Annotated in this window: 16 protein-coding genes and 2 other annotated features; of the genes, 2 read left to right on the top strand and 14 right to left on the bottom strand. The window is 30.4% G+C overall.

The genetic code is table 11. The annotated features are described in order from the left end of the window. Positions 1-75: 75 nt before the first annotated feature. The 5 genes from BUA21_RS06860 to pgsA all read right to left on the bottom strand — a co-directional run bounded on the left by BUA21_RS06860 (position 76) and on the right by pgsA (position 6,933). A complete protein-coding gene (locus BUA21_RS06860) occupies positions 76-297 on the bottom strand; it encodes a hypothetical protein (RefSeq protein WP_072744062.1) in 222 nt (73 codons plus the stop codon). A 61-nt stretch (positions 298-358) separates the two neighbouring features. Continuing rightward, positions 359-1,648, bottom strand: coding sequence for a bifunctional folylpolyglutamate synthase/dihydrofolate synthase (locus BUA21_RS06855; RefSeq protein ID WP_072744061.1), 1,290 nt, complete (start codon positions 1,646-1,648; stop codon positions 359-361). Positions 1,649-1,677: 29 nt separating this feature from the next. Beyond that, the gene (locus tag BUA21_RS06850; protein ID WP_072744060.1) at positions 1,678-3,306 is read right to left on the bottom strand and encodes a hypothetical protein; all 1,629 of its coding nucleotides are present in this window, start codon (positions 3,304-3,306) and stop codon (positions 1,678-1,680) included. A 111-nt stretch (positions 3,307-3,417) separates the two neighbouring features. After that, positions 3,418-6,069, bottom strand: a complete 2,652-nt coding sequence (locus BUA21_RS06845) for a valine--tRNA ligase (RefSeq protein ID WP_072744059.1) — start codon at positions 6,067-6,069, stop codon at positions 3,418-3,420. A 56-nt stretch (positions 6,070-6,125) separates the two neighbouring features. Beyond that, positions 6,126-6,340 (bottom strand) — a binding site (T-box leader). 56 nt (positions 6,341-6,396) lie between these two features. Next, positions 6,397-6,933: a CDP-diacylglycerol--glycerol-3-phosphate 3-phosphatidyltransferase gene (gene pgsA / locus BUA21_RS06840; protein ID WP_072744058.1), complete on the bottom strand. Its 537-nt coding sequence runs from the start codon at positions 6,931-6,933 to the stop codon at positions 6,397-6,399. 88 nt (positions 6,934-7,021) lie between these two features. Between pgsA and BUA21_RS06835 the strand changes: the two genes are divergently transcribed. After that, positions 7,022-8,035: an ABC transporter substrate-binding protein gene (locus BUA21_RS06835; protein WP_072744057.1), complete on the top strand. Its 1,014-nt coding sequence runs from the start codon at positions 7,022-7,024 to the stop codon at positions 8,033-8,035. 220 nt (positions 8,036-8,255) lie between these two features. Here BUA21_RS06835 and BUA21_RS14700 read toward each other — a convergent pair whose 3' ends face one another. The 9 genes from BUA21_RS14700 to BUA21_RS06800 form a co-directional block, all read right to left on the bottom strand. Beyond that, the gene (locus BUA21_RS14700; protein WP_159429093.1) at positions 8,256-8,393 is read right to left on the bottom strand and encodes a hypothetical protein; all 138 of its coding nucleotides are present in this window, start codon (positions 8,391-8,393) and stop codon (positions 8,256-8,258) included. Further along, entirely contained in the window at positions 8,390-10,000 is a 1,611-nt protein-coding gene (locus tag BUA21_RS06830) for an ATP-binding cassette domain-containing protein (RefSeq protein WP_072744056.1), read from the bottom strand. The genes BUA21_RS14700 and BUA21_RS06830 overlap by 4 nt, the downstream gene beginning before the upstream one ends. A gap of 51 nt (positions 10,001-10,051) precedes the next feature. Continuing rightward, complete coding sequence (locus BUA21_RS15335) at positions 10,052-10,306, bottom strand: SPASM domain-containing protein (protein WP_084604193.1); 255 nt, start codon at positions 10,304-10,306, stop codon at positions 10,052-10,054. After that, positions 10,225-10,425 carry a hypothetical protein gene (locus BUA21_RS14555; RefSeq protein ID WP_143147144.1) on the bottom strand — a complete coding sequence of 67 codons (201 nt, stop codon included), beginning with the start codon at positions 10,423-10,425 and terminating at the stop codon, positions 10,225-10,227. The genes BUA21_RS15335 and BUA21_RS14555 overlap by 82 nt, the downstream gene beginning before the upstream one ends. 520 nt (positions 10,426-10,945) lie before the next feature. Next, entirely contained in the window at positions 10,946-11,941 is a 996-nt protein-coding gene (gene trpS / locus BUA21_RS06820; protein ID WP_072744055.1) for a tryptophan--tRNA ligase, read from the bottom strand. 43 nt (positions 11,942-11,984) lie between these two features. Further along, positions 11,985-12,193, bottom strand: a binding site (T-box leader). Positions 12,194-12,252: 59 nt separating this feature from the next. Continuing rightward, on the bottom strand, positions 12,253-13,878 hold the full coding sequence (locus tag BUA21_RS06815) for a thioredoxin domain-containing protein (RefSeq protein WP_268801900.1): 1,626 nt from the start codon (positions 13,876-13,878) through the stop codon (positions 12,253-12,255). 7 nt (positions 13,879-13,885) lie between these two features. Next, the gene (locus BUA21_RS15220) at positions 13,886-14,056 is read right to left on the bottom strand and encodes a DUF255 domain-containing protein (protein WP_072744053.1); all 171 of its coding nucleotides are present in this window, start codon (positions 14,054-14,056) and stop codon (positions 13,886-13,888) included. 61 nt (positions 14,057-14,117) lie between these two features. After that, a complete protein-coding gene (locus BUA21_RS06805; RefSeq protein WP_072744052.1) occupies positions 14,118-14,864 on the bottom strand; it encodes a YwaF family protein in 747 nt (248 codons plus the stop codon). A gap of 87 nt (positions 14,865-14,951) precedes the next feature. Further along, complete coding sequence (locus BUA21_RS06800) at positions 14,952-15,974, bottom strand: threonine aldolase family protein (protein ID WP_072744051.1); 1,023 nt, start codon at positions 15,972-15,974, stop codon at positions 14,952-14,954. 189 nt (positions 15,975-16,163) lie between these two features. Here BUA21_RS06800 and BUA21_RS06795 point away from each other — a divergent pair, with 189 nt between their 5' ends. Next, positions 16,164-16,520: a DUF1667 domain-containing protein gene (locus BUA21_RS06795; protein ID WP_072744050.1), complete on the top strand. Its 357-nt coding sequence runs from the start codon at positions 16,164-16,166 to the stop codon at positions 16,518-16,520. The last annotated feature ends 99 nt before the right edge of the window (positions 16,521-16,619 follow it).

Raw genomic sequence — 16,619 nt, 5'->3', positions numbered from 1 at the left:
CTACTGTATATATATCAATCTATGCAATATCTAATATGAAGGTGATTTTTTAAAAAAATAGATGTATATATACATCTATTTTTTAATGATTTTCTCAAATAATTTATCTTCCCCAATCTTTAAATTTCTTTTTTTAATTTCTATAATCATATCATTTACCATCATGGCTTTCTTCCAATACTCCTCATTATCTCCTGTATTTAATAGACATTTCAATTCATCAATATTATTACATGTATTCTCAATCAAGTCTTCATCTTTTAATCTTTTTAAAAGCGAAAATTCTACTACATTCATAATAAACCTCCCAAGAAAATATATACTATATATTATTCACTGAAAGGTCTATTGATTACAGTTAACTTAAAACAATTTTTCTAACATCACCTATCATATAAATTGAACCCGCAAATACAATCAAATCATTTTTATTAGCTAATTCTATAGACTTCTCTACTGCAGCTCTAATATCTTTTTCTACCCTAACATTCTTGTTATATTTTTTTATCATTTCAGCCAATTCATTAGCTTCCATCTTTCTGGGACTATCAACTTCTGTAGCTATTATTTCATCAGCTAAAGGAGATAAAATTTCTACCATATGACTTACATCTTTATCTTTAAGTATCCCTACTCCTAAAATCAACCTATCATAATTAAACAATTTAAGAGACGAAATTAAGGCTTCAATTCCTTGCTTATTGTGAGCTCCATCAATTAAAAATATAGGCTCCCTACTTATAACTTCAAGTCTCCCATTCCATCTAGTCTTCATAAGTCCATTCCTTATTTCTTCATTACTTATATTTATAATACCTTTATCCCTAAGCTCGAGAATAGTAGTCAAAGCAAGAACTGAATTGTATACTTGATGTTTTCCTACAAGGTTTATCACTAATTTATCAAATTTATGACTATCATATTGAAAATCATATACTGCTCCTCTATCATTTAATTCATGTATTTTTATATTTGACATAGGACATATTATGAAATTTGCATTTTTTTCTTCTGCCTTTTCTAAAAGAGCTTTTAACGCTTCTTCATTTTGAGGATAGGATACAACTATTCCATTTTCCTTTATGATTCCAGCTTTTTCACTTCCAATTTTGTATAAAGTATCTCCCAATACAGCCATATGATCATAGTCAATAGTTGTTATAACAGAAACCAGTGAATTATCTATAACATTGGTAGAATCTATTCTACCGCCAAGACCTACTTCCAATACTGCAAGGTCCACTTTTTCTTCTTTAAAATACATAAACATAATAGCAGTTATGAGTTCAAAAACTGTAGGATGAGAATGTCCTCTTCTTATCATTTCTTCAGTTTTTTCCTTGACTTTTTCAGTGATTCTAGCAAAAACATCATTTGGTATATCTACTCCATTTATTTGAATTCTTTCATTAAACCTTTCTAAATATGGAGATGTAAATACTCCAACTTTATATCCTGCTTCCTTAAGCATTGTAGAAATATAAGATGTAGTTGAACCTTTTCCATTAGTACCAGCGATATGAATGCATTTCAAATCCTTTTGTGGATCTCCTAACAAATTCATCAATTTTTTTATAGTTTCTAGTCCAAGTCTAGAGCCCAAACCTTCTGCTTCATTTATAAAATCTAATGCTTCATTATAGTTCATTTTCATCCTCCTAATTTTTCTTTGTATTCTTACTTAAAAAGATATGGTGAATATAAATGATTCATAAGTATATAAGAAACAACTAAAAAAGTTGAATATACTTTATATCCTTCTTTGACATTTGCACTCTTCTTATAAAGATTTGCTCCAAGCCAACCTATTGTCGTAAAAATAGTTGGATATATGAATTTTGCACCTGAAATTTTTAAGGCTTCAGGCATAAATATTATAGCTTGTGATACATAAAAATCCTTCACACTCATCAATTGAAATATATAAAAAATTGCTATTCCAATTAAAAACATCTTATCTTGTTTTTTTTGCAATTTTTCATTATATATGAAAATGTATACAAGCCACATAATTGCTGGAAAAATTGATATAAGCCTTCCTCCAAAAGAAAGAAGAAAATTAAAACTTATAAGTACTGGTACTTCTTCACCAATAGCCTCAGCTATTATTTCCCTAGTTTTATTTGTAGTTCTATTAAGCACTGTTTTTTCAGTAGTCGCACCTTTTATCTGATTGCAACCTTCTTCTGACTCATTCCAAAATATATACTCATAATTCCCTCTAATATAATTGGGCCTATTGGACCAACTTTTAGTTTTGGAAAGTAATTTTACTTTCTTTATCCCACTATCATCCAATAGCAATTTTAACACATTTGATGCATTTCGACTATACATATCTATAGTCGTAGGAGCAGTAGTTATTAACTCTATACCTTCATTGGTAGAATTGATGGCTACGGGTGTACTTGAAAAATTACCTACTCCATATTTCATGACATTGTTTAATCTCAAAGTTTCAAAAACATCTTTAGTACTTTTGTTGTATCCATCTACAATATAAGTAAAACTAGATTTGTCATCTCCTTGAATCGTAACTATTGAATAAACATTTACATCATCTGCAAAAATACTCATGTCTTTTATTGAAATCTTCACTTCATTTATTTTATTTAACATCAATGGTTTAGTCCAATTTTCTCCATCACACTCTGAAACAAATATTTCTTTATATCCACTATCCTTATCTTTTTTAGCAAACTGTAAATATATTTTTTGACTATCTTTAAATACTTTTATATCTTTTATATCTGGTTGATTTTTAGGCCCTTCAATTGTTTTTACAGATCCATCTTTAATGTTTGCAATAAAAATATCATCTTTATCTACATAAGCTAAATAGTCAAATTCTCCACCACTGTATACACTCATTCTACTTACATTGTCAATTTCACTAAATATCTCTATTTTCTTATATCCATCATCAAATCTCCCCATATAAACCTTATTTAATAAATTATCCCTCCAATAGATTCTACTCCCATATACAAATATCTCATCTTTTGATATTTTGTTAAAATTCAATTCTTCTATATCTACAACTTCATCTTTTACCAATTCTAGCTTTTCATCATATAAATTGACTCCTACTTTTCCTTCTCCATTTTCATATGGATATACTAGAAGTACATTGTTATCATCATCTATTCCTGCTAATGGTGTCCTATTAAACTTTATGCTTTGTAAATCTACATCCCTACTCCAATCAAAAGAAGGTGGCCTCGCAATAATATCTGCATTATAATAAATATGAAATACAGATATAAATATAAAAAAGGCGATAAATAAAACAATTGTCTTCTTCATAATCTTCCCCCTTGAAGAGTTTTCTTTTTTATTATATTTTATCACTTTCCCAATTTTCCGATTGTTAAGATAATTTAATAAATGGCTGATTATAAAATCAGCCATTTATGTTTATATATTCTTCTTTAGACTATCTAATCGTTCTAATACTTTCTTCATCATATTTTCATATTTCATTTGTTTTTCTCTTTCTGCGTCTACTACATCTTTTGGAGCTTTACTTACAAACTTGTCATTTGAAAGTTTGCCTCTAACTCTCTTAAGTTCTCCCTCTAACTTTTCTTTTTCTTTTTCTAATCTCTCTATCTCCTTGTCAAAATCAATTAAATCCTTCAATGGAATATATATTTCACATCTATCAATAACTACTGCTACATTGTCCTCTCCTAGTCCATCCTTATTATCTTTTATTTCTATTTCCTGTGCATAAGCTAAATTGGTAAAATAGCCTTCTCCATATTTTAATATTTCTTTTACTTCCTCATCTGTTGTAACAAAAATAAGTTTAGCCTTTCTAGATGGAACAACATTCATTTCTGCCCTTGCGTTTCTAATATTTTTTATAGCATTCATTATATATGTGATTCTCTTTTCTGATTGCTTAAATTCGTGTTTTTCATCATATACTGGCCATGAACTTATGATCAGTGCTTCTTCATTTCCTGGCAAGTAACTCCATATTTCTTCTGTTATAAATGGCATAAATGGATGAAGCAGTTTCAATATATCTTTTAGAACTGATAATAGTACTCTCTGGGCAATTTCTTTGCTCTCTTTGTTTTCTCCATAAAGTCTTGGCTTAACCATTTCTATATACCAATCACAGTACTCATCCCATACAAAATCATAAATCTTTTGTCCAGCAATACCTATTTCATACTTTGACAAATTTTCTGTTGCTTCACTTATAACGCTATTTATTCTTGATAATATCCATTTATCTTCTTCTTCTAAATTTTTAATATCTATTTCGTCTTTAGCTACTTCTTCATCTAAATTCATGAGTACAAATCTTGTTGCATTCCAAAGTTTATTTGCAAAATTTCTATTAGCTTCCACTCTCTCTGTATAGAATCTCATGTCATTTCCTGGAGAATTTCCAGTGATTAAAGTAAATCTTAAAGCATCAGCACCATACTTGTCAATTATCTCTAATGGATCTATACCATTTCCTAGAGACTTGCTCATCTTTCTTCCTTCTGAATCTCTAACTAATCCAGTCAAAAATACATCCTTAAATGGAACTTCATCAGTTTGTTCTAGTGCAGAAAAAACCATCCTTACAATCCAGAAAAATATAATATCATATCCTGTAACCAATACATCTGTAGGATAAAAATAATTCAATTCTTCTGTTTCTTCAGGCCATCCTAATGTTGAAAATGGCCAAAGAGCTGATGAAAACCATGTATCAAGAGTATCTTCATCTTGATATATATTGGTACTTCCACATTTAGTACATTTCCCTGGGTTTTCCCTTGTAACCATTATTTCTCCACAGTCTCTACAATAGTATACAGGAAGTCTATGTCCCCACCAAAGTTGTCTAGATATACACCAATCTCTGATATTTTCAAGCCAATGAGTATAGATTTTTCCAAATCTTTCTGGAATAAAATTCAATTCCCCATTTTCATAGGCTTTGAGGGCAGGTTTTGCCAATGGCTCCATCTTTACAAACCATTGTTTTGAAATAATAGGTTCAACTACAGTTTTACATCTTTCACAATGTCCTACACTATTTGCATGTTCTTCAATCTTTAATAGATATCCTTCGCTTTCCAAATCCTCAACTATTCTCTTTCTTGCCTCATATCTATCTAATCCTTCGTATTTTCCGCCCAATTCGTTGATTGTAGCATCATCATTCATTATCTTTAATTGCCCTAAATTGTGTCTTCCTCCTACTTCAAAATCATTAGGATCATGAGATGGAGTTATCTTTACAGCACCTGTACCAAATTCCATGTCTACATACTCATCTGCAACAATAGGTATTTCTCTATTAACTAATGGAAGTATAGCATATTTCCCTACAATATGGCTATATCTATCATCTTCTGGATGTACAGCAATAGCTAAATCTCCAAGCATTGTTTCAGGTCTTGTAGTTGCTATAGTTATAAATTCTTCACTATCTTTTATAGGATATTTTATATACCATAAGTTTCCTTTAGAATCTTCATGTTCAACTTCTGCATCAGATATTGCAGTTTTGCAATTTGGACACCAGTTGATAATTCTATCTCCTCTGTATATAAGGTCTTTGTCATAGAGTCTAATAAAAACTTCCTCTACTGCATCACTTAATCCTTCGTCAAGAGTGAATCTTTCCTTTGACCAGTCACAGGATACTCCTAACTTTCTCAACTGATTGTTTATATTTCCTCCATATTTTTTCGTCCAGTCCCATGCTTCTTCTAAAAACTTATCTCTTCCCAGTTTTTCTTTGCTCTTTCCTTCTTTTTTCAACTTTTCTACTACTTTAGCCTCTGTAGAAATACTGGCATGATCTGTGCCTGGAAGCCAAAGTGCCTCGTATCCTTCCATCCTCTTCCATCTAATAAGTATATCTTGTATTGTATTGTTTAATGCGTGACCCATATGAAGATTTCCTGTAACATTTGGTGGTGGCATCATTATAGTAAAAGGCTTTTTCTCCTTATTTACTTTAGCTTTAAAATATCCACTATCGTTCCAGTATTTATAAATTCTGTCTTCAAAATCTTTAGGATCATAAGTTTTTGGTAAATTTTCTATCATTCTTTTATCCTCCTTATCAATTTATCAAAAATATAAAAAACCCTTCGTCCAAAAAATATAAGGACGAAGGGTATATTCGCGGTACCACCTTATTTCCATAGTAAAACTATGGCACTTATATAGATAACGGTATATCCGTTTAAACCTACTATATTTCAGTTTAAAAACTTAGGAGCTACCTTCAGCAAACTTTATCTAGAAAAACCTTTCAGCCTGTGAGCTTTCCTCTCTTTATAGAAGTTTACTTACTCCTCTCCTTCATAGTTGTTTAGTTATTGAATTAATTACCTTACATTATATAAAAATTGAACATCTTTTGTCAACAATTTAAATTCTATTTTTATCCTTTATAATGCTTGTAAAAATAGATAGATAATTTACAAACGCAATTAAATGCAATGCTACTACTATATAAAACAATGTATATACAATTGTATTAGGAAAATTTAAAATTGCAGCTATGACTGCGATATAAAATGAAGTTGTAGCTATTTTCCCGAACTTATTGGCTGGTATAACTTCTTTATCTCCATGATAATATAAAATTGCTCCCCCCATTATTAAAAATGCTTCTTTTAAACCCAATACAATCAATATCCAAATAGGAATTATATTTGCAGAAACAAAGCTTATAAGAACGACAAAAGTAGTGATTTTATCTGATACTGGATCAAGTGCTGTTCCCAATTTTGTCACCATGTCATATTTTCTTGCTATGTACCCATCTAGTATATCTGTAATCCCAGCTAAAATAAGTATCATTCCTGCATAGATAATTTTGTTTTCTAAATTGGAATAGAAAACAATTAAATATATAGGCATCAATAAAATTCTTGTTAGAGTAAGTATATTAGCCGTATTCATATAATCTCCCTTCTCATATTTTGTAACTTTTTACTCATCAAACCCATATAATAAATATAGTCTACATGAAATTTTAGGAGGGATTTTGATGTATAAAAAGTTTAGATTTGTTGTCTTCTTATTAGTATTGACAATTTTCTTAACTTTTACTTTATCAGCTTGTAAAAAGGATGAATTAAAAACTATTAGATTAATAGAAGTAACTCACTCATTATTTTATACTCCTCAATACGTAGCTATAACTCAAGGATTTTTTGAAGAAGAAGGACTGAAAATTGATCTTATAAACGGCAAGGGAGCAGATAAATGTATGACAGCACTATTAAGCAACGAAGCAGATATTGCATTTATGGGACCTGAAGCTTCAGTATATGTCTACAATCAAGGAAAAGAAGACTATGCCGTAAATTTTGCTCAACTAACTCAAAAAGATGGTTCTTTCTTAGTTGGAAGAGAAAAAGATGATAACTTTAATTTTGAAAAATTGAGAGGAAAAACTATTATAGGTGGAAGAAAGGGCGGAATGCCTGAAATGGCTTTAGAATATGTACTTAAAAAGAATGGATTGGAGCCAGGTAAAGATGTAAATGTGAGAACAGATATTCAATTTGATGTAATGGCAGGGGCATTCATAGGGGGAGAAGGGGACTATGTAGCCCTATTTGAACCAGTTGCAGCTTCTCTTGAAAAAGAAGGAAAAGGATATGTAGTCTCCTCTATTGGAAAAGAAGCAGGATATATTCCTTACACTTGCTATTGTACTACTAAAGGCAATTTAGAAAAAAATCCAGATACAATTCAAAGTTTCACAAATGCCATATATAAGGGAATGCTCTGGGTACAAAATCACAGCGTAGAAGAAATTGCAAAAGCTGTAAAACCTCAATTTCCTGATACTGATGATGAAATACTCATTACTCTTATAACTAGATACAAAGAACAAGACACTTGGAAACCAGATTTGATTCTCACCGAAGAAGGACTAAATCATATGATGGATATTGTGGAAATGGCAGGAGAACTAGACAAAAGAGCTGACTATGACAAAATTGTGACTACAAAATTTGCAGAAAAAGCTATGGAAACTATAAAAATGAGATAAAAAAAGGAGCATTGCTCCCTTTTTATCTCATTTTTTGTTTGTATTGACATAGCATAAAAATTTAATTTGTAATTTTCTTTATTGATGATTCTCACAATATATTTCTTGATGTGCCATGACTAATCCACAACAACATTGAGCTTCATAATATTCCCATCCACATTTTTCAGTGTCCTTATCAACCATTCTACAAAATTCATATTGTGGTCCTGTATGACATTCATGAAAAATGTATCTTAAATGTATCAAAAATATTGACAAAAGTAGCGTTAGGAACTGGACGTCCATTAAACAAATGATTCCAAGCATCAATACATTTAGCATAAGCTTCTTTGCAACGATTACTGTAAGAAATCATAAATTTTCATCCTCTCCATAATATATAGTTGTAATTGTAAAATCCTTGACTTCAAGGATTCTATCATAAAGTGGAACTAATTGAGGAATAATCTTATGCTCAATATTAATAACTGTCATATCGTCATTATGCAGCAATTCTTCCTCTATCTGTAAACTACTCTCAGGGTCAATCGCAGATGTGGCCTCGTCCATCAGAATAAAGTTTTTCTTCTGAAGCAAAATTCGCGCCAATGCAATTTTCTGCTTTTCCCCGCCAGAAATATTGTCTTTTGTATCTTGATATTCGCTATGTAAATCATGAGTAGCAAGAAATTCAGTCATTCCCATGGATTTTAGCACTTTTTCGGTATCATCTAGTGTATAATCACTATACAGTGTAATATTGTTAAGCAAAGTATCATTCATCAAAAATGTGTTCTGAAGAATAATCCCAACTTGGTCAAAAAAGGAAGTACCGATTTCTTTTAGATCGATACCATTTACTAATATTTGTCCTTCATAGCCAGTTTCAAATTTGCTAATCAATTTAAAAAGCGTACTCTTACCGCTACCATTTTCACCAATGATTAAATACTTCTTGCCTGCCTCAAAACAAATACTAACATTTTTCAAAATGCATTTATCTTTATAGGAAAAGGAAACATCCTTAAATTCAATACTTTTAATAGTTGGACATTCTATATATTGTTCATCGCATAGTTCTTCATTTCGGAGTAGGTCTGAAATTTTATTTTTAATTCCCTTCACTGAGTTCATATCATTCAGTTGGTAAGCTATGCTGTTAGTCGGAATTGCCAACATTTCTGACAATTGAAGAGACGCAACCAGTGCACCAATTGTTAAATGTCCTCTTGTAATTAGAATGATGCTTACACCAATCAGTAAAATTTCACCTGCATAGGCCAATGTGCCAATCAGCATATTTACAAAGGTTCTTGTTTTTGTCTCTTTAAACTTAGCCTGTGCAGTTTCCTGATTGCTCGTTTCTAGAACATTGCCAAATCTACCTTCAGCACGATTAACTTTTAGCGTAGGATATCCACTGATTAAATTGCCAATCATGACATTTAACTTTTCTAAACTATTAGTATATACATTTGTCCGAAACTGCATTTTTTTCCCTTGCAGTGTCGAAACCAAAATTGGTAAAAAAGTAGAAATTAAAATCAAAAAAGCCAAAATATAATTAATGTAGATCAAGGCTGCAATACTAGTGGCAAGAACTAACACACTATATGCGAAATCTAAACTTTGCATATAGTAGTTTTCAACCAACATATCAATTTCCTGATTAAGTATAGTAAGGTAGTTTTGTCCTCTTTCTACCTGAAAATCTCTCAACTGCATCTTTACAATACGATTAATAAGATGCCTTTTTAAGGATGCAGTTTTATTTACTCTATACTTTCCAATGCTTAATTGCCTTATTGTTTCAAATAACAGAATTCCAATTATACTACATATATAGATAATAAAATAAGTTAAAACTGCTGAACTATCCAGAGCAGAACATGCATCTATTGTATTCTGAAGATAAATAGGTTTTAACGCTGTGCAAACTGCAAGTGCCGCTGAAGATAAAATTACAAGCAGAAAAATAGTCATTTTTAATCACTCTTTTCTATATTTTGAACTTATGAGATATATCTAAAAAATTTAAAGCTTATCCTGTATTTCGGCTTCTCTGATATTAGAACATATGTCATTTATAGAAAGTTTTTGATATCTATATAAATCATTGATAACATAAAAATTATTAGCAATTCTTTGATTATACTCTTCATATTTACCATTATATATTATTTCATTGAAAAGATCAGGATTATCAATTAAATTACCAATACTGAGTTCTTCTCGCTGGCAATAAGTACAGGGATAAACTGCTCCATCCTCATTGACATACCAATGCAGCTGATTTCATCTAATACATAAATTGCTGAATCTGTATATACATAAGCAGACTCTTGATAAATATGAACGGCACTACAATTGATCAACTTTATATACATTATCATCGCATTCCTTTGCATTATATTTTCCACGATCAAACTTTAAAAAAGCAACAACACACCGCATTATATGAGTGCGTTGTTGCCTCGTCAGAACTTAATAAATACTTTTCGTCTGACCAGTTTTGTTCGTGCCACAATGACCTTCTGTCGTCGGCTGATTTACTGTCTTCTTTACAAATGGAGTCTTCATTCAATTTCACTACCTTTCTTTAATGTTTTTTTGAACTTATACCAATAAAGCAGAAATGTTTTTTTGAATAATTTTTATGATACTCTCTTGATATTATCTTCCCAATTGTTGTGAGAGGATATATCCCAGTAATCTAAATCATTTCAGAATTGTACAATTAAATATAATTAATGTATTTTTAGACTAAATTGAACCTATTACTTAACACTTATTCAATTCTTCATATATATTAAAAATCCTCCTAAAATTCCTAAGTGGTCATTTTTTGAGCCTAGCTGTCCAGTTTTTATGTCTGAACGCCTAGTATATTAAAAAATCAGATGGAGGGCTATTCCTCCATCTGATTTTTTATCTAGGTATAAAACCAACCTTTTTATATACTTTTCTCAAAGTCTTTCTTGCAACTCTTTCTGCCTTTTCTGCACCATTTTTATATACTTCTTCTAAATAATCTTTATTTTTCATATAATAATCATATTTTTCCTGCATTGGTCTAAGGCCTTCTATTACTACTTCGGCTAAATCTTCTTTGAATTTTCCATAGCCTTCTCCCTCATACTTTGCTTCAATATTCTCAATGGATTCTCCACTAAAAATAGAATATATATTCATAAGGTTCTTAATTCCTGGTTGCTCATCTCTATATTTCACTTCTCCTATTGAATCCGTAACAGCTCTTTTTATCTTTCTTCTAATGGCATCTGGTTTATCCAATAGAAGTATATAGCCATTTTCATCTGCATCAGATTTTGACATTTTGCTCTCTGGATTTTGAAGACTCATAATCTTTGCTCCAACTTTTTTTATCAATGGCTCTGGTATCTTAAAGGTTTCGCTATATTTGCTGTTGAATCTTTCTCCCAAATCTCTTGCAAGTTCAAGATGTTGCTTTTGATCTTCTCCTACTGGAACTAAATCTGTTTGATAAAGAAGTATATCTGAAGCCATGAGTACAGGATAAGTAAATAAAGCTGCATTTAAATTGGCTTCACTTCTTTGTGATTTTTCTTTAAATTGAGTCATTCTACTTAATTGTCCCATATAAGAAATACTATTAAGTACCCAAGTCAATTCAGAATGAGCACTTACATGGGATTGAATAAATATAGTAGATTTTTCTGGATCAAGTCCACTAGCCAAATATAATGCCAATAAATTCAATGTGTTTTTTCTTAACTCTTTTGGTTCTTGAGGAACTGTAATTGCATGAAGATCCACTATACAATAAAAACATTCATATTCATCTTGAAGATCAATCCAATTTCTTATAGCTCCTATATAATTTCCAATAGTCAATGCTCCCGATGGTTGAACTCCACTAAATACTACTTTTCTTTCTTCCATAAAAAACCCTCCCTATATAAAAATAAAACCTTTCATCTCAAAAAATAGAGACGAAAGGTTAGTTCCCGTGGTACCACTCTTGTTAGCTAAAAGCTCACTTAAATCTTTAACGGTGACAAGCCGTAAAATCCTACTTAAATTTCAGATTTTCTCTCCCAAGTCCATTCGATATAAAAGCATCGCCAAGTTTCCACCCTTCTCAGCTCTCTATAGACCTTTTTTATATCTACTACTCTTGTTCATTGATTTTAATATTTCTATTGTTATACATTATACACTATATTTTTAAAAAGTAAACAGTTTATTAAAATTTATTCAAACAACAAATTTAGTATATATCCATGTCCTAATGGATTTCTACTTATATCCTCACCAAAAGTATATAATATTTCTTCTGCTTTTCTTTTGAAAAAATCATCTTTTGTGAATTCATATAGTTTCATCATATTTATAGCCGCAATAGAATTTCCAGAAGGTATTGCTCCATCATATATATCTTTTGGTCTCATAATCAGTTGTTCTCCATCGTGACCATACAAATACAATCCTCCATCTTTTTCATCCCAGAAAAACTTTAGCATACCCTCATTTAGTTCCAATGCTTTTTCTAAATAGTTTTCATCTTTAGTCGATTCATATAATTCATTGAGACCCCATATAAAAAAAGCATAGTCTGACAACAAAGCTAAATTGTAGCTTTTCCCATCTGAATAGGTAGATAAAAGCCTACCATCCTCATTGATTAAATTCTTTAGAATAAACTCATAAGCCCTTTCAGCCTTTCCTATATACTCTCTATTATCTAAAACTCTTCCACTAAAACCAAGAGAAGCAATCATAAGCCCATTCCATGAAGTAAGTATCTTCTCATCTCTATGAGGATGAACTCTCTTTTCTCTGTATGCAAATAATTTTTGTCTAATAGTTCCTACTTTTCTTAATAGGTCTTTATCTGCAAAATTTAACTCCTTCCCAATCAAATTGGGAATATTTTTCCCTTCAAAATTTCCCCTATTACTTATATCATAGTATTTAGATATAAACTCACTATCTTCTTTACCCAATAGATTTATTATCTCATCATAATCCCATATATAAAACTTTCCTTCTTCCCCTTCAGTTTCTGCATCCAATGCTGAATAAAAACCACCATTTTCTGATAGCATATCTCTAAATACAAATTCATATATTTTTTCAGATATTTCTTTATAAAGTGGTTCTTTTGTCAATTCAAAAGCCTTTGAATAAGCCATTCCTAAAAGAGCATTGTCATATAACATCTTTTCAAAATGAGGAACTAGCCATTTTTCATCTACTGAATATCTATAAAATCCATATCCAATGTGATCGAATATACCTCCTTTAAACATGCTGTTCAAAGCATATTTAGCCATAGAAATAGATTCATTGTCGTTGTTTCTATCTCCGTATTCTAACAATAGCAGTATATTTTGAGGCATTGGAAATTTAGGTTTAATACCAAAGCCACCATATTCCCTATCAAAAGACTCTTTTAATTCATAAATAGCATTATCTATTGTATTTTCTTCAACTTTACCTTCCTCATATACAAGAAATGAACTCTTTACCGCTTCTAAAATATGATTACTTTCTTCTATTACTTTTTCTTCTTCCTTTTCCCATAATCTATGAATCTTATTTAATAACTCTATAAGTCCAGTGTATCCGAATTTGGACTTTTTAGGAAAATATGTCCCTACATAAAAAGGCTTGCCTTCAGGTGTAGAAAAAACCGTCATAGGCCATCCTCCACTGCCTGTCAGTGCCTGAGAAAATATCATGTATATTTCATCAATATCCGGTCTTTCTTCTCTGTCAACTTTTATAGGTACAAAATGTTTATTTAAAATTTCTGCTACTTCCTCATCTTCAAAAGACTCTCTATTCATATTGTGGCACCATCTGCAAGTTGATATTTCACCGTCATGAATACCCTATAGAAAGGAATATGGGTTTGTTTTCTATCTTTGCCTTATCAAATGCTTCTCTGCCCCAGGGAAACCAATCTACAGGGTTATATGCATGTTGCAATAGATAAGGTGATTTTTCATCAATTAATCTATTTGGTTTAACTTGCATATCTTCATTTGGCATATTATCACGCTCCCTTCATATTCTCATTTCTAGTATTATACCCAGTGAGAATTGAAGATATTTATTTTATCTCTTCACTCAATTCATATTTTCCCATAGCCATAATCCATAAATAATTCATTACTGCAAATATCAAAAACATAAATCCTACAAAAATAGGAATGAAATATGGATATTCTGGCAATTTAGCAAAAAACGAGTTTTCAGGTTTAATTGCTAAATATGCATAATTACCTCCTGTGATTTTATTCAATACTACTATAAACAGAATATAAATAAAACTAATCTTATAGCTAGTAAAGAGAGCCTTTCTTGTAGGAGTATAATCATATATTATCCCTAAAAATACAATGGTCAATATGATTCCAATGTGACCTAAAAAGAACTGAATAAACATTGCATTGGGAAAACCTAAATTTGAAGTATCTGGATTCAATAAAGCCATGATAGCACCTGAAAAACCCCAATAAAATAATAGATGAAAATATTTTTCACTCATTCTAAGCAACAAAACAATACATAACAATTCACTTATTCTACATGGATACAATGGCAAAGATTCTTTTAATGTAAAATTATCAGTAAATATATACCATGAGTATAATAAAATTTGCTGAAAAAATAATGTCATTAGCAAAAATATTTTTCCAAACTTTTGAAAACTTGCATTGCTTCTTAAATTTTCTTTAAAATAAATCATTAAGCCAATCAATAGTACTACTGCTGATATTATAAATATATGCTCTCTTGAAAAATAAGATATCCCTGGATTTTTTGAACTAAAAAGCAAATATATTAAATAATTCATTGCTACATCTCCCGTCTAATAACTTTGTTTTTTGATTTAATTTTTAACAATTTATTTTATCAAAAATTTAATTGTTGTTCCATAGTATTAACAAAATTTATTTCTAACAAAATCAATGAATTTATCTACATCCTGTTTTTCTGTATCAAAAGAAGTTACTAATCTTATGATATTTTTATTTTCATCTACTATATATACAGGGAATTTTTGTTGCAATGATTCATTCCATGTCTTTGGAATTTGAACAAAGAGCATATTTCCAAGACCTTCATTTATAATATTTACATCTGGAAGTTTTAAAAGTTCTTCTTTTAAATATTGAGCCATACTATTTGATTTAGTTGCATTTTCTTTCCATATTTCATCTTCCAAATAAGGTATAAATTGAGCAGATATAAAACGCATTTTAGAAACTAACTGCATCCCTTGTTTTCTTATATATTTAAAGTTCTTGCTAATATCTTTATTAAAAGAAACTATAGCCTCCCCTATCATCATTCCATTTTTCGTCCCTCCAAAAGACAATAAATCTACTCCCATATCTGTTATCATCTCTTTGAAACTTGAATTTAAAGCAACTATTCCATTGGCAATTCTAGCTCCGTCCATATGTAATAACATATTGTTTTCATGAGCAAAATCAGCCAATTCTTTTATTTCTTCAATAGTATATACTGTACCTGTTTCTGTTATTTGAGAAATAGATATAACCCTTGGTTGTACCTGATGTTCATCTCCTACAGATTTTAAAAATCCTTTTATATCATTAGTGCATATTTTCCCATCTTTGTTTGGCACATAAAGAATCTTAGCTCCTCCAAACCTTTCCAATGCGCCACATTCATCTACATTTATATGAGCGGTATCTGGAGCCACTACTCCCTCAAAAGGTCTTAACAATCCACTCAATCCAACAATATTGGCAGCTGTTCCCGTAGTTACAAAATAAACATCTACATCACTATGAAAAACTTCTCTAAATAATTCTATAGCTCTTTCAGTATATTTATCATCACCATAGGATGGTTCATGTTCACTATTGCATCTGTATACTGCCTCTAAAATTTTAGGATGAACTCCTGAATTGTTATCACTTAAAAACATTTTCATATTTTTCCCTCCTGTACAAGTTATTTTTTATATTCCACTATTATTTAAAGATGAGATATTTATATATAAATTATACTATTTATTACCCAAATTCATATTAAATATTATAATAAGCAAAAGATTTATTTAGCTATATTCAATATGATATAATTTAATTAAATTAACTAATCATTTAATAGAGGTGTTTTTATGTATAAAGTGAAATGCAAAGCTTGCCCTATAGGCTGTGAGCTTATCATAACTAAAAATGAGTCTAGTTCTACTGGATACACAGTTGAGGGAAACAACTGCAATAGTGGTAGAGAATTTGGCATAAAAGAAGTAACAGAACCATCAAGGATTTTAACTGGAAGAGTCATTCTCAAAGATGGAGTTTTAAATCGTCTTCCTGTTAAAACTACTGGAATTGTTCCAAGAGATAAGATAGATGAATGCATGAAAATTATAAATTCAACAGAAGTCACTGCTCCCATTAAAAAAGGCGATATAATAATTAAAAATATTCTGGGATTAGGAATAGATGTTGTAGCTGCAAGAAAAGCATAATCAGAAAAAACTTCAAGCAAAATAAACTTTAAAATAAACCCTAGGAACAAAGATTGAATACTTTATATAACAGTCTCTGCCCCTAGGATTTATATTTAA

Origin of the sequence: Sporanaerobacter acetigenes DSM 13106 (genome assembly GCF_900130025.1) — a bacterium.
GTDB lineage: Bacteria > Bacillota > Clostridia > Tissierellales > Sporanaerobacteraceae > Sporanaerobacter > Sporanaerobacter acetigenes.
This window is presented reverse-complemented; position numbering and strand designations above follow the sequence as displayed.

Bases quoted from the DNA above. Each gene is read 5' to 3' on its own strand.
- BUA21_RS06860 (WP_072744062.1), bottom strand. From the start codon at position 297: ATGAATGTAGTAGAATTTTCGCTTTTAAAAAGATTAAAAGATGAAGAC.
- BUA21_RS06855 (WP_072744061.1), bottom strand. From the start codon at position 1,648: ATGAACTATAATGAAGCATTAGATTTTATAAATGAAGCAGAAGGTTTG.
- BUA21_RS06850 (WP_072744060.1), bottom strand. From the start codon at position 3,306: ATGAAGAAGACAATTGTTTTATTTATCGCCTTTTTTATATTTATATCT.
- BUA21_RS06845 (WP_072744059.1), bottom strand. From the start codon at position 6,069: ATGATAGAAAATTTACCAAAAACTTATGATCCTAAAGATTTTGAAGAC.
- pgsA (WP_072744058.1), bottom strand. From the start codon at position 6,933: ATGAATACGGCTAATATACTTACTCTAACAAGAATTTTATTGATGCCT.
- BUA21_RS06835 (WP_072744057.1), top strand. From the start codon at position 7,022: ATGTATAAAAAGTTTAGATTTGTTGTCTTCTTATTAGTATTGACAATT.
- BUA21_RS14700 (WP_159429093.1), bottom strand. From the start codon at position 8,393: ATGATTTCTTACAGTAATCGTTGCAAAGAAGCTTATGCTAAATGTATT.
- BUA21_RS06830 (WP_072744056.1), bottom strand. From the start codon at position 10,000: ATGACTATTTTTCTGCTTGTAATTTTATCTTCAGCGGCACTTGCAGTT.
- BUA21_RS14555 (WP_143147144.1), bottom strand. From the start codon at position 10,425: ATGCAAAGGAATGCGATGATAATGTATATAAAGTTGATCAATTGTAGT.
- trpS (WP_072744055.1), bottom strand. From the start codon at position 11,941: ATGGAAGAAAGAAAAGTAGTATTTAGTGGAGTTCAACCATCGGGAGCA.
- BUA21_RS15220 (WP_072744053.1), bottom strand. From the start codon at position 14,056: ATGCCAAATGAAGATATGCAAGTTAAACCAAATAGATTAATTGATGAA.
- BUA21_RS06805 (WP_072744052.1), bottom strand. From the start codon at position 14,864: ATGAATTATTTAATATATTTGCTTTTTAGTTCAAAAAATCCAGGGATA.
- BUA21_RS06800 (WP_072744051.1), bottom strand. From the start codon at position 15,974: ATGAAAATGTTTTTAAGTGATAACAATTCAGGAGTTCATCCTAAAATT.
- BUA21_RS06795 (WP_072744050.1), top strand. From the start codon at position 16,164: ATGTATAAAGTGAAATGCAAAGCTTGCCCTATAGGCTGTGAGCTTATC.